The 13,655-nt window shown below is 52.0% G+C and carries 12 protein-coding genes; 6 read left to right on the forward strand and 6 right to left on the reverse strand.

The annotated features are described in order from the left end of the window. Positions 1-75 precede the first annotated feature (75 nt). From J4E05_RS00305 to J4E05_RS00315, 3 genes are all read right to left on the reverse strand, one after another. Positions 76-1,230 carry an extracellular solute-binding protein gene (locus J4E05_RS00305; RefSeq protein ID WP_349591590.1) on the reverse strand — a complete coding sequence of 385 codons (1,155 nt, stop codon included), beginning with the start codon at positions 1,228-1,230 and terminating at the stop codon, positions 76-78. Positions 1,231-1,305: 75 nt separating this feature from the next. After that, positions 1,306-2,112 (reverse strand): ABC transporter permease, encoded by an 807-nt coding sequence (locus J4E05_RS00310; RefSeq protein WP_349591592.1) that lies wholly within the window; start codon positions 2,110-2,112, stop codon positions 1,306-1,308. Positions 2,113-2,125: 13 nt separating this feature from the next. Continuing rightward, complete coding sequence (locus J4E05_RS00315) at positions 2,126-3,001, reverse strand: ABC transporter permease (protein ID WP_349591594.1); 876 nt, start codon at positions 2,999-3,001, stop codon at positions 2,126-2,128. Positions 3,002-3,175: 174 nt separating this feature from the next. Here J4E05_RS00315 and J4E05_RS00320 point away from each other — a divergent pair, with 174 nt between their 5' ends. Both J4E05_RS00320 and moaD read left to right on the forward strand, forming a co-directional pair. Continuing rightward, positions 3,176-4,120 (forward strand): LysR family transcriptional regulator, encoded by a 945-nt coding sequence (locus J4E05_RS00320; protein ID WP_349591596.1) that lies wholly within the window; start codon positions 3,176-3,178, stop codon positions 4,118-4,120. A gap of 71 nt (positions 4,121-4,191) precedes the next feature. Further along, on the forward strand, positions 4,192-4,443 hold the full coding sequence (moaD, locus tag J4E05_RS00325; protein WP_349591598.1) for a molybdopterin converting factor subunit 1: 252 nt from the start codon (positions 4,192-4,194) through the stop codon (positions 4,441-4,443). A 73-nt stretch (positions 4,444-4,516) separates the two neighbouring features. On the opposite strand, the gene choV is transcribed toward moaD, so the two are convergent. The 3 genes from choV to J4E05_RS00340 all read right to left on the reverse strand — a co-directional run bounded on the left by choV (position 4,517) and on the right by J4E05_RS00340 (position 7,672). Beyond that, on the reverse strand, positions 4,517-5,719 hold the full coding sequence (choV, locus tag J4E05_RS00330) for a choline ABC transporter ATP-binding protein (RefSeq protein WP_349591600.1): 1,203 nt from the start codon (positions 5,717-5,719) through the stop codon (positions 4,517-4,519). A gap of 1 nt (position 5,720) precedes the next feature. After that, positions 5,721-6,569, reverse strand: coding sequence for a choline ABC transporter permease subunit (gene choW / locus J4E05_RS00335; RefSeq protein ID WP_349591602.1), 849 nt, complete (start codon positions 6,567-6,569; stop codon positions 5,721-5,723). 140 nt (positions 6,570-6,709) lie between these two features. Then, positions 6,710-7,672, reverse strand: a complete 963-nt coding sequence (locus tag J4E05_RS00340) for a choline ABC transporter substrate-binding protein (protein ID WP_349591604.1) — start codon at positions 7,670-7,672, stop codon at positions 6,710-6,712. Between the two features lie 345 nt (positions 7,673-8,017). Between J4E05_RS00340 and betI the strand changes: the two genes are divergently transcribed. The 4 genes from betI (at position 8,018) to J4E05_RS00360 (ending at position 13,635) form a co-directional block, all read left to right on the forward strand. After that, positions 8,018-8,608, forward strand: coding sequence for a choline-binding transcriptional repressor BetI (betI, locus tag J4E05_RS00345; RefSeq protein ID WP_349591606.1), 591 nt, complete (start codon positions 8,018-8,020; stop codon positions 8,606-8,608). Positions 8,609-8,665: 57 nt separating this feature from the next. Continuing rightward, complete coding sequence (gene betB / locus J4E05_RS00350; protein ID WP_349591608.1) at positions 8,666-10,123, forward strand: betaine-aldehyde dehydrogenase; 1,458 nt, start codon at positions 8,666-8,668, stop codon at positions 10,121-10,123. A 53-nt stretch (positions 10,124-10,176) separates the two neighbouring features. Continuing rightward, positions 10,177-11,856, forward strand: coding sequence for a choline dehydrogenase (gene betA / locus J4E05_RS00355; protein ID WP_349591609.1), 1,680 nt, complete (start codon positions 10,177-10,179; stop codon positions 11,854-11,856). Between the two features lie 168 nt (positions 11,857-12,024). After that, positions 12,025-13,635 carry an L-serine ammonia-lyase, iron-sulfur-dependent, subunit alpha gene (locus tag J4E05_RS00360; RefSeq protein WP_349591611.1) on the forward strand — a complete coding sequence of 537 codons (1,611 nt, stop codon included), beginning with the start codon at positions 12,025-12,027 and terminating at the stop codon, positions 13,633-13,635. Positions 13,636-13,655 lie beyond the last annotated feature (20 nt).

The following is a 13,655-nucleotide window of genomic DNA, read 5'->3' on the forward strand; positions in this document are numbered from 1 at the left end:
GCAGTTAAAACAACCCGGCCCCGCAACAGGGAGAGGCCACCGGCGCCGGGTTGCGATCATAGGCTTGATGCGGTGTTAGTATCCGCGCTGTACCCGCGAAAATTTCTTTGACCAGTCAGCTTCGTTTTTGTTCCAGTAAGCCGGATCAAAGAAGCTAAGTCCGTCAAGTGTGCCGCTGGGGTCAAACGCGGGCAGGGTGGGAATAACTTTGCCCAGTTCAACTTTTTGCGGATCAAGTGCCGGCGGATAGGACTGTCCTTCGGCAACGGCGATGGCGACATCTGGCTCCAGCATGAAGTTCAACAGTTCTTCGCAGGCTGCCATCGGGCTTCCTTTAAGAACAAAAATGCATTCCTGCCAGCCGAGCCCGCCTTTGGGGTCGTAATAGCCAATATCGTGGCCCTGATCCTGCAAGGCGCGAATACGACCTGACCAGCCTTCGGTGACATAAATTTCTTCTTCAGCCAGAAGACTCATCAGTTCGGCACCTGATGTCCAGTATTTCAGGGCCAGGTCGCGATGCTTGCGGATCATGTCCCAAACAGCTTCGATATCCTGAATATTGTTGGGGTCCTGATCTGATTGCAAGGCACCGTACCAGATACGGGTTTTCCATTCGGCCCAGCCGCCGATTTTGCCTTTATAGGCTTCATCGACCATTAGCTTGGCACCTTTGGCTTTGGCTTCATCATCGCTGATATGTTTGCGATTATAGGCAATGCCCGTCGTGCCATAGTCATAGGGGACGGCAGAAAGTTTGCCGTTTGATATTTTGCGAAGGGGCGTGATCAGATTGGTGATCACGGTTTTCAAATTCGGGATGTTGTCTTCGTTCAACTCGGAGCTCAGCTCCAGGTTATGATAACGGGCATAGTCAAACACGCCGGAAAGATGGGCGAGGTTAAATTCGCCCGGCTGGCTGGATTTAACCCGTGCCAGATATTCATCAGCCCCGCCAAAAGTACCGGAAACAACATTGATGCCGGTTTTTTTGGTGTAGGGGGCAAAGGCATATTTTTCAAAGGCTTCTGAAACCACGCCGCCCCAGCCATCGAACCGGACCTGTTCGGGTGTTGCCGCCCTGGCCGAATTAACCAGCATGCCCATTGGCCCGCCCACAATACCGGCGGTGGCACCGGCAGCACCCAGTACGGTTAAAAAGGTGCGGCGGCTGATTTCGCCGTTCTTAAAACGGGTTAACAGGCGTTCATAACGTTTTGTGTCATCCATCGGGTAGCCTCCTGATAAAGGTTTTGATGTTTTTGTATTTTGTTTGGACAATTGGCGACGGGTTTTCCCGTTTCGTTAATTTTGTGTTTTTGCTTTCATCCGTTGTGCCGACATATGCCGGGCAATGCCGGTGGCGACAAGGGGCAAGGCAACGGTGAAAATTACCATGACCGCGCCCAACGCATTTATTTCCGGGCTGATGGAATTGCGCAGCATGGCGAAAATCTGGGTGGGGACGGTTTCAACACCGCCCGGTTTCCAAAACAGGGTGCCGGTAATGTCGTCAAACGAAATGGTGAAGGAAAACAGCATCCCCGCCATCACCGCAGGCAGCATTAGCGGCAAGGTAATTTCAAAGAAAGTTTGAATCGGTGTGGCACCCAGGCTCATGGCGGCTTCTTCAACGTCGCGGCGGATCGATACCAGCCGCGCCTGTACCACCAGCAATACGAATGGCAGGGTAAACACCACATGGCCCATTAGCAGCAGGCCGAAACTTTTGGGCAGCGCCAGAAACTGTAAAAACAGCAGCAATGCCACGGCCAAAACCACTTCGGGGATCAGAATGGGGGCGATCAACAGGCTTGAAATCGCCTTTTTCCCTGGGAAATCATAACGCACCATGGCAACGGCAGCCATTGTGCCGATGGTTGTGGAAATGGCACTGGTAAGGACGCCAAGCAGCAGTGATGTTTTAAATGCCCGGACAATAGCATCGTTATGCAAAAGGGAGTCAAACCAGCGTAGCGAAAACCCTTCAATCGGGAAGCTGCCAAACTGGTTGGCGTTAAACGCCAGCAAAATGACGACCGCTACCGGGGCGAACAAAAACAGATAAACCACAATGGTGGCGATGCGGATCCAGGACCAGCCTGTTGTCATGACCATTTCCCCCTTACCGGAAACTTTTGGCGATTTGATCAACGCCAAGATAACGGGTGTAAATCACAACCAGTGCACCCAGCAGGGCAAGTAGCACCAAAGACAGGGCTGATCCCAGCGGCCAGTTAAGTTGTGTAATGATGGCTTCAAATACAAGGTTGGCAAACATCGCATCGCGCGGGCCCCCCAGAATAAGCGGGGTGATGTATGTGCCCGATGCCAGCACAAAGCATAATAAAGAACCCGCAGCCAGGCCCGGAAAAGATAATGGTAACGTGACTTCGCGAAAGGCCTGAAATCCGTTGCAACCAAGGCTTTCGGCGGCTTCGGTCAGGTTTTTGTCAATGCCGTCAAGGCTGACATAGACATTCAAAATCATGAAAGGCAGTAAATAATGCACCAGACCCAGCACAACTGTCGTCTGGTTATAAAGCATATTCAAGGGACTATCGATGATACCGGCCCATAATAGAAGCCCGTTCAAGGCACCTGATGTGCCGAGAATGTTAATCCACGACATGGTGCGGATGATGTAGCTGATCCAGAAGGGCAGCATTAACATCAGCAACAGTAAGGTTTTGGACCGCATCCGCGTGTTGGCAACGAAATAGGCCGGAATATAGCCGACAAAGGCGCAAATTACGGTGGTGTATAAAGCGATTTTCAGGGTCTGAAACAGGATGTCGCGATAAAAAACGTCGCTGAGAACTTCCTGCCAGTTATCAAGATAAAACCCGACCTGATCCGCCCCTGTGGCTGTGCGTAGCCAGAACGAATACACCACGATAAACATCATGGGGATGACAAGCAGAAATCCGATCGTCGTCAAAGACGGCGATAGCAGTATCCATGGGGCGCGTTTTTGCACCCTCGCGACACCTGCGGCCATATGGGCCTCCCGTTTTTGCGGCTGGAACGGATTATTATTGTTACCCTGGAATCCGTTTTCGCCGGGCAGCCTGCGCTGCCGATTATGACTGTTTCACCCATTTCACCTTATGCTTGCCTATAGCGCAAATAGATAAGTAGAATGTATTGCATAGCCATTCGCTATGGGGGCAGTATGGACGATATTTTAAAACGCCGGTTTGACTGGAATTTGCTGCATACGTTTACAGTGATTGTAGAAGAGCGGTCGATTACGGGGGCGGCCAATCGCCTGTTATTGCGCCAGCCCAGTGTCAGCAATGCGTTAAAACGACTGGAAGAGCAGATCGGCGCACGCCTTATTGACAGGGAGCGGGGCCGGTTTGAAGTGACCGAGCAGGGATTGGCACTTTATCACGAATGTCGCGAAATTTGCGGGGCGATTGGTCGTCTGTCAGATGTGATGCAAGATAGTGGCGGGCAATTAACTGGCCACTTGCATTTATGGATGGCAAGCCATGTGGTGTTTCCCCCGCTTGACGCGGCCCTGTTTGAATTTAACCGGGGCCATCCGCGCGTGACTTACGAAATTAATGTGGCAACATCGGCCCATGTTGTCAGCCAGGTATTATCCCAGCAGGCCAGTTTTGGCATTTGCCTGGTGAATGAACAGCATCCCAAACTGGAATATCGCCGGTTATATCGCGAGCATTTCGGCTTTTTTTGTGGCCCGACGCACCATTTGTTTGGCCGCACCGATTTAACCCTGGCTGATTTACGCCATGAGGCATTTGTTTCGTTTTCCACCGACCAGTTGTCGGACGCCCTGGCCCCGGTGGCCGTTTTGCGTGCGCGTGAAGGCATGAAAGGCAAGGTTATCGCCACGAGCCCGCATCTTGAAGAAGTGCGCCGGTTAATTAATGCCGGGCTTGGTATTGGGCCCTTGCCAATCCATGTGGTCAAAAACGCAAGAGACCGGGGTATTTTGTGGCAATTGCCCCCCTATGACGTGCCACCGGCCATTGATATTTATCTGGTAACCAACCCGCGCATGTCGCTGGGGCGGGCGGAACGCTTTTTCATCGATAATCTGACATCGCGGCTGGAAGGTGCCCCAGACGGATTTTTTATCTATTCGTGAGGATTGCAGGCTTGTGCCAGCTATGCCTTTGCGCCAGCATGCGCTAAACGTTATCAAACATCGGAAACATCATGAAAATTGTTTATTTTGCCTGGGTCAAGGACCGTATCGGTATTGCCGAGGAAACACTGGACCTGCCAACTGATGTTAAAACTGTCGCCGATTTATTGGCATGGATGCCAACACGCGGGGCGAATTATGCCGATGCCATGAAAGATCCGGAATTGATCCGTGTGGCGCTGGATCAGGAATTTGCCCAGCCCGATGCCGTAATTGGTGAAACACACGAAATTGCATTGTTTCCACCTGTTACTGGCGGGTAAGGTCAGCATATAAAAAGGCGGCCCTGTGATACAGGCCGCCTTTTGAGAAGGTATCAGCGTTGCAATTGTTGGGTCAGTCCGCCACAGACGCCGTTTGGGTCAAGCTGGCGAAAAATTCGCGGCGACCCAAAGTGCCAGACAAGCGGCCTTCATGGGTCAAAATTACCGGGTTTTGCGTAATTTTGCGAATTTTGATCAGATTTTTCAGCAAGGTTGTATCCTCCGTGACAAAAATGATCGAATTATCCGTCGGGTCCAGATCGGCGGGCAGGGTACCGTTATAGGTGATCAGTTTCAAATTGCCATTTTCATTGCTTTGAACCGATTTGACCACCCCGTTTTCCATTGTAATTTCGATGTCTTCATCCTCGATCGGGTAAACACCGGTGCCGTGGCGTTGTTCCTTGTTTGCACGTTGCATGATGGCACGGGCGCGCAGAATGTTCACCGGGTTCATGTGGGCGACAAAGTCGGCAACATAACCATTGGCAGGGCGCAGGGCGATGTCTTCGGGGGTGCCATGTTGCACCACATATCCGCCTTCCATGATGGCAATGGAATTGCCCAGTTTCATCGCTTCATCCAGATCATGGCTGACAAACAGGATGGTTTTGTTCAGCTTTTCCTGTAAATCCAGCAGTTCATCCTGCAAGCGGTTACGAATAAGCGGGTCCAGTGCCGAAAATGGTTCGTCCATTAACAAAATTGGTGCATCGGTGGCAAAGGCACGGGCCAGCCCCACACGTTGCTGCATTCCGCCCGATAATTCGTGGGCATATTTGGATGCCCATTCATCAAGGCCAACAAGTGCCAGTTTTTCGCGAACCACTTCGTTGCGTTCTTTTGCATTCATGCCGCGCAGTTCCAACCCGAAACCGACATTTTCGGCAACGGTGCGCCAGGGCAAAAGTGCAAACTGCTGAAAAACCATGGCGACATGTTCACGGCGCAACGTCCGCAGGGTTTGGGCATCGCAGCTTGTTACATCGGTGACGCCGTGCCCATCGCCGTGCCGAACCCGTAACGACCCGCGTGAAACCTTGTTCAGGCCATTTACGCAGCGCAGCAATGAGGATTTGCCAGAGCCGGATAGCCCCATTAATACGCAAATTTCACCTTGCGGCACATTAAAACTTACATCGGCCACACCAAGGATATTGTTGGTTGCGGCCTGAATTTCGGACCGGTTTTTGCCTTGGTCCAGCAACGACAGGGCTTCGGCCTGGCGGTCGCCAAAAATGACATCGATATTATCGAATTCAACGGCATTGGTCATGTTATTGCCCCGTATTTTCGCTGTTGTCGCGGCGGCAGATGCGGTCAAGCACAATGGCCAGAATAACAATGGCCAAACCGGCCTCGAAACCCTGTGCGATATTGACGGTGTTAAGGGCGCGGACCACGGGTTTGCCAAGGCCATCGGCACCGACAAGGGCTGAAATAACCACCATCGAAAGCGATAGCATGATGCATTGGGTAAGACCGGCCATGATCGATGGCATTGCAGATGGGAGTTCGACCTTGAACAAAAGCTGGCGCGGGGTGCAGCCAAAACTTTGCCCGGCTTCAATTAACGCCTTGGGAGTGGAGGCAATGCCAAGCTGTGTAAGGCGGACCGGAGCGGCGATAGAGAAAATGACGGTTGATATCAGACCCGGTACCACGCCCAGCCCAAACAGAATCAGGGTTGGAATCAGATAAACAAATGTGGGAATGGTTTGCATCAGATCAAGCACCGGGCGCAAGGCATGATAAAGCCATGGCCGATGGGCCGATGCCACACCCAGCGGAATGCCGATAACCATACAAATCAGCGTGGCGTAAAACACCATTGCCAATGTTTCCATGGTGGCTTCCCAATAACCCAGATTGACGACCAAAAGCAGGGACAACACGGTAAATGCCGTAAGTTTCCATGATTTATGTAGCCAGATCGCCAGACCGGCAAAAAATGCGATAATAACCAGCGGGTGCAGCCAGACAAGTGCATCAACAGTATGGTCAATTACAAAGCCCAGAGCATCCGAAATGGCGTAAAATACAAAATCGGCATGCTCATTAAGGGCATCCATCAGGGATGCAATCCAGCTTCCCAGCGGAATTTTGATTTCCGTGAGCCATTCCATAGGGTTAATTCCATCAATTATGATTGGGTATTTACAAGTTCACGCGCAATAGGGCGGTTATTGGCGCCGTTACATGCGTTGTATGCACGAACCCTGCCCGCAGTTGAAAACCGGGGCAGGGTGCAGGTAAGTGGGCCGAATTAAAGGCCGAGACTGTCTTTTAGTGCGGCTTTTGCATCGCCACCATCAACGGTGGTAACACCATCAAGCCAGCCATAAGCAGTGTCGGCATTATCTTTTAGCCATGTTTTGGCGGCTTTTTCAGGGTCTTCGTTGCCATTGAGGATGGAATCCATGATCTGGTTTTCCATCGCCAGGCTGAATTTCAGGTTATCGACGAATTTGCCGGCATTCGGGCAATCGGCAAGGTAACCTTTGCGGACATTGGTATAAACAGTTGCCCCGCCATAATTCGGACCAAATACATCGTCGCCACCATCCAGATATTTCATATCGTATTTGGCATTCATCGGGTGCGGTTCCCAGCCAAGGAAAACGATAAACTTATCGCGTGATGTCTTGCGTTTGACCTGTGCCAGCATTCCCTGCTCGGATGATTCAACCAGTTCAAATTCCCCCAGACCAAACTGGTTCTTGTCGATCATGTCCTGGATCAGGCGGTTACCGTCATTGCCTGGTTCAATACCGTAAATCTCGCCATCAAGCTGGTCTTTGAATTTTGCAATATCCTGAAAACTTTTAAGGCCGGCGTCATATGCCGCCTTGCTAACGGCAAGAGTGTATTTCGCCCCTTCAAGATTGGCTTTCAGCTTTTCGACCGATCCGTCATCAAGATAAGGTTTGATGTCGGCAGACATGGTTGGCATCCAGTTGCCCAGAAACACATCAACATCGCCGTTTTTAAGGCTGGTATAGGTGACTGGTACCGAAAGAAGTTCGATTTTGGTGTTGTATCCCAGCGCATCAAGCATCACCGATGCGGTCGCTGTGGTGGCGGTAATATCGGTCCAGCCAACATCGGAAAAGGTAACGGTTTTGCAGGCGTCGGAAACTTCTGCCTGTGCGGTGGATGCACCAAACAGAACGGCACCGGTGATCATGGTGCTGCATAAAAGACGGTTGATGGTTTTATGAAGGTTCATTTTTTCTGGTTCTCCCTTGTGTGGACCTAGCGGTTACTGTCGGCAAACGTTGCAACAGACGTGCGGTTCCGGAAGCCAGACGAACATCAGCGGGTTTTAGCGCTAACACCCGTCCAGAACCACAACGCAACAGGGCGTTATGGGCCGGAATAAATATAAACAAACACGGGCGAATACCGGGAGAGGCGCAATTCTGCGCCATAATATGGATGACAGCCCTGTCTGTTTTTATTGATTGAATGTTCAATTAAAGTACAGCATATTCCTCGCAGGTCAATTGCGAACGGCAAAAAACCTGAAATGGGTTTTTGCTTTTGTTCGGATCGCAAGGTTTTGGATAGTAGAATGCCCAAGGTTGGAATGCAGCCTGTACGTCGCAGGCAATTGATAGACGCGACGATTACGACCATTCATCAATATGGTTTTGCCGATGCGACAATTAGCCGTATTGCCGGTGCTGCCGGAATGTCATCGGGAATTATTTCGCATTATTTCGGCGGTAAAAATGCCCTGCTTGAAGCAACCATGCTGTTTTTGTTGCAGGAATTGCGTGCCGACTTTTTAAGGCGGGTGGCACAATGCACAACGCCCATGCAGCGTCTTGAAGCCATTGTGAACACCAATTTTAACGAAGAACAATGCACACCCCCGGTGACCGTTGCATGGCTGTCCTTTTGGGCACAGGTGCCCTTTTCCGAAGGGCTACGGCGGTTGAATACTGTGTATTTTCGTCGGTTGGCCTCAAACCTGCGTCACGAATTGCGCATTCTGACCGATGATGAAAAGGCCAATGAAATCGCCACTGTGATGGCCGCAATGATTGACGGCATCTGGGTGCGGTCCGGTTTGTCGCCAGGGCAGGCGGATGTGACGGCTGCGCGCAAGATGGTGCTTGATACGCTGCATTTGCGATTGAACGCGGCCTTGGCCTCTTAATAGAAATTACCCCAAAGCGCGTTGCACCTTTCGCGATGCTTGCAGGAGTTTATGAATATGACCCTTTATCAGATTAGAAATTTTATCGACGGTAAATTACAGCCAGGCAACGGTGTTGCCATGACAACCCTGAACCCCGCCAATAATGAAATCCTTGCATCGGGCTTTGAAAGCATAGCGGGCGATGTTGATGCCGCCGTAAAAGCCGCGCGTAAAGGCCTGGCGGTTTGGAAAGCTACTCCGGCCGCCGAACGCGCCCGAGTGCTGTTTAAGGCTGCACAAATCTTGCGTGACCGGAATGATGAATTGGCGTTGGTTGAAACCCGCGATACCGGTCGTGCCATTCAGGAAACTGAAATTGTTGATGTGGTTTCAGGGGTGGAATGCCTGGAATATTTTGCCGGCGTGGCGGGTAGTATCACGGGCGAGCATATCGACCTTGCCGGGAATTTTGCCTATACAAGGCGCGAACCTGTCGGGGTTTGTGCCGCCATTGGCGCATGGAATTACCCGATTCAAATTGCATGTTGGAAAGCCGCCCCGGCATTGGCATGTGGTAATGCCGTTGTTTACAAACCATCCGAGGTAACGCCGCTATCAGCCATTGCTGTGGCGCAGGCCTTGCAGGAAGCCGGGTTGCCCGATGGGGTTTATAACGTGGTGCAGGGCGCGCGCGAATGCGGGGCTGCGTTGGTCGAACATCCTGGCGTGGACAAGGTTTCATTGACCGGTTCAGCGCAGACCGGTGCAAAGGTAGCATCGGTTGCAGCGGGCGGCATGAAAGCCGTAACCATGGAACTGGGCGGTAAATCGCCGATGATTGTATTTGAAGATGCTGATCTGGATAATGCGGTTTCGGGTGCGCAGATGGCGAATTTTTATTCATCCGGGCAGATTTGTTCAAACGGAACGCGGGTTTTTGTTCATGAAAGCGTGAAGGAGGCTTTTCTTGAAAAGCTGGTGGCGCGCAGCAAAAACCTTGTTTTGGGTGATCCGGAAAAGCCTGACACCCAGGTTGGGCCAATTGTCAGTAAAGCGCAATTCGACAAGATCATGTCCTATATCGCAATCGGTAAAAAAGAAGGCGCACAGGTTGTGCTGGGTGGGGACGCGGTGACAGAAAACATGCCCAAGGGCGGTTTTTATGTGGCACCCACGATATTTGCCGATTGCACAGATGACATGACCATTGTGCGTGAAGAAATTTTTGGCCCGGTAATGTCGGTTTTAACCTTTAAAACCGAGGAAGAAGCCATCCGCCGGGCTAATGATACGGAATATGGCCTGGCCGCCGGGGTTTTCACCCGTGACCTTTCGCGCGGGCACCGCGTTGTGGCACAGCTTGAAGCAGGAACCTGCTGGATCAATACCTATAATATCACGCCAATTGAAATGCCGTTTGGCGGCGTTAAAAAATCGGGCGTTGGCCGTGAAAACAGCCGGGCTGCGATTGACCATTATACCCGGGTTAAATCCGTTTATGTCGAAACCGGGGACGTGGAAGCGCCCTATTAAAAGTGGCGCAGCCAAATGATTTGTCCCCGTATTGCCAGACACAAGGATTGAAGATGAATAGTTCGTTGTCTACAAGCAATTACGATTACGTCATTGTCGGTTCCGGGTCGGCCGGTGCTGTCCTGGCCAACCGATTAACCGAAGACCGCAATGTAAATGTATTGGTGATCGAGGCCGGGCCCGTTGACCATGGTTGGGACTGGCGCATTCATATGCCTACCGCCCTGTCATATCCCATGCAGTCCGAACGTTATAATTGGGCCTACTGGACCACGCCGCAAAAAAATCTGAACAATCGCCGTATGGAAACCCCGCGTGGCCGGGTATATGGCGGGTCCAGTTCGATTAATGGCATGGCGTATGTGCGTGGTCATGCGCTGGATTATAATCGTTGGGCCTCAGACCCGGGATTGGCAAACTGGGATTACGCCCATTGCCTGCCATATTTTCGCAAGGCCAATACCCGGAATGAAGATAGTAATGGCGACGATTATCATGGGGGCAACGGGCCGCAACATGTAACCACCGGGGCGTGCAAAAACCCGCTTTACAAGGCGTGGATCAAGGCGGGCGAGCAGGCGGGTTATCCGGTGACAACAGACCAGAATGGGTATCGCCAGGAAGGTGTCGGCACGATGGATATGACGGTTTATAAAGGCCGTCGCTGGTCCACCAGCCGGGCTTATTTACGCCCGGCAATGAAAAGGCCAAATCTGACTGTGCGTCACAAGGCGTTGGCATTGCGGATTGTGTTTGATGGCAAGCGCGCGGTGGGAGTGGATTATCAGCATGAAGGTGGTGTTAAACGTGCCACGGTAGACCGGGAAGTCATTGTTTCGGGCGGGTCCATCAATTCACCCAAATTGTTGATGCTTTCAGGTATTGGCCCGGCGGCCCACCTTAAGGAACATGATATTGCGGTGGTGCAGGATTTGCCCGGTGTTGGCGAAAACCTGCAAGACCATCTGGAACTTTACGTACAGCAGGAATGCACCCAGCCGATTAGCCTGCATCGGGTTTTGAACCCGTGGGGCAAGTTGAAAGTCGGGCTGGAATGGTATTTGTTTAAAACCGGGTTGGGGGCATCCAACCATTTTGAGGCTGGCGGTTTTATCCGGTCGCGTGCCGGCGTGCAGCATCCTGATATTCAATATCATTTTTTGCCGGCAGCCATGAATTATAATGGTTCGGGTGCGGCGGAAAATGATGGTTTTCAGGCCCATGTTGGCCCGATGCGGTCAAAATCGCGCGGGACAATTCGTTTGGCATCGGCCAACCCGGCAGACCGCCCCATTGTTGACCCTAATTATATGAGCCACCCGGAAGACTGGGAAGAAATGCGGGCATCGGTGCGATTAACCCGGGAAATATTTGCTCAAAATGCCTTTGATGATTTGCGTGGTGGCGAAATTTCACCGGGTAAGGATGTGCAAACCGATGCTGAAATTGATGCCTGGGTCGCCCAACATACCGAAAGTGCCTATCATCCGTCCTGTTCGTGTAAAATGGGCAGCGATGATATGTCGGTCGTGGATGGGGATACCAAAGTGCATGGTATTGAAGGTTTGCGGGTTGTTGACAGTTCGATCATGCCGACTATTTCATCAGGCAATTTGAACGCACCAACGATTATGATTGGTGAAAAAGCCGCTGATATTATTCGTGGTCAATCCTTGCCACCATCAGATGCGCCCTTTTGGGTAAACCCCGAATGGGAAACGCAGCAGCGATAATACTTGTTACGATTCCATGTTGTGCAGGCCGGGTATCACAATAGCAGATACCCGGTCTTTTGCTTTTGGGGTTTTCTGGTGTCATCGATGTGCCGCCTGCATTGCTTTTTCGCATCATTGCAGCAATGATTGCGAATATTTTATGCAATTAATTATAGGCGAGGGACCATGCAGGAAATCAGCCTGTTAAATTCCGTAATCGGGCCGGTAATGCGCGGGCCGTCAAGTTCGCATTGTGCCGCACCCTATATGATGGCGCGGCTGGTGCGTCAGCTTTCAACATCGAATGGCGAAGTGCTAACGCGTGCCGAAATCCGTTTTGATCCGCGTGGGTCGTTTGCGCCGGTTTATCAGGCGCAAAGTTCGGACGAGAATTTTGCCGCCGGGCTTGCAGATGTGGCTCTGACCGATCCGGGGTTTCGCGATGTCCTGGGGAAAGTTATCAAGGGCGAAGGCTTTGCCTTTACCGTGTCTATTACAGAACTGGACCGGAATAACCACCCCAACCGGGTTGATTTGGAATTACAGGTACAGCAGGCTGATGGCACAGTACGAACGGACGTGTATCAGGGCGCGTCTGTTGGCGGTGGCATGTTTTATATCGATCAGATGAACGGGCAGGATGTTTATCTGACCGGGAAAACGGCGAGTGTCTTTGTATATGGTCCGGAAACGGGCGCATTGGCACAGGACATTGTTGCGCTGTTTGCACAGAACAACCAGTTTCTGGGGAGCAATATAGCGACCATCGTAACGACGGGGGGCGCGGCGACGGAACGGCTGGAAATATCGTTACAGCGCGTACCGGATAGTGACGTTATTGCAAAATTGCGCGCTACCGCCGGGATCGATACGGTGTTGGTGGCAGATGCGGCGCAATATCCCGTTTGTGCCACGGATGATCTGTTTTCAACAACAGACGGTGTGCTTGATGTTGTGAAAGACCATCACGGATCGCTGGCAGAAACAGCATTGGCACTGGAGGCGCAACGTCTGGGCCTGGGGCGTGATGAAACCCGGCAATTATTTGTCGACCGCGCGCAATTGATGTTGCGCGTTGTTGATGAAGGGTTTGCCGCCCGCGAAGCTGACAATGTGATGCGGTTTTTGACCTTGCGCGCACGGCGGGTGCGTGATGCCAATTTACCTGCCGGGTTGGGGGGCTCTGTATTGCAGGATGCGATTGCCGGGGCCCTGGCCGCGATGGAGCGTGATTCAAACCGGGGTTTGGTAGTAGCAGCGCCAACGGCTGGCAGTGCCGGGGTGGTGCCAGGGACATTGTATGGGCTGGTGCGCCACGGCATTGACATTGATGGTGCGACGGATGCCCTGCAGGTGATGGCGTTGATTGGTGCGGTTTTTGCCGCACGTGGCACATTCGCCGCTGAATGCGGCGGATGTTCGGTGGAAACCGGGGCGTCGGCGGCCATGGCGGCGGCCGGGGTTGTGCAGGCTTATGGCGGCAGTGCGGAACAATGTTTTGATGCGGCCAGCATGTGCCTGATGAACACATTGGGACTGGTTTGCGACCCGGTGGGTGGAGATGTTGAAATTCCCTGTCATGCGCGCAATGTTGCGGGGGTATCGCACGCCTATTCATCTGCGATGGCGGTGATTGCCGGGTTTGATGCGGTTTTGGGATATGACGAACTGGTCGATCAAACTGTTAAAATTGGCAGCATGATGCACCCTGATTTACGCTGCACGGCACGCGGGGGCTGTGCCGCAACAAAGACAGCGCAAAAAATGGTTGAACAATTAACCGCTAAGGTGCAGTGAATGCGCAAATAATTGACCTG

Origin of the sequence: Thalassospira sp. NFXS8 (assembly GCF_040148805.1) — a bacterium.
In the GTDB taxonomy this organism is placed as follows: Bacteria; Pseudomonadota; Alphaproteobacteria; order Rhodospirillales; family Thalassospiraceae; genus Thalassospira.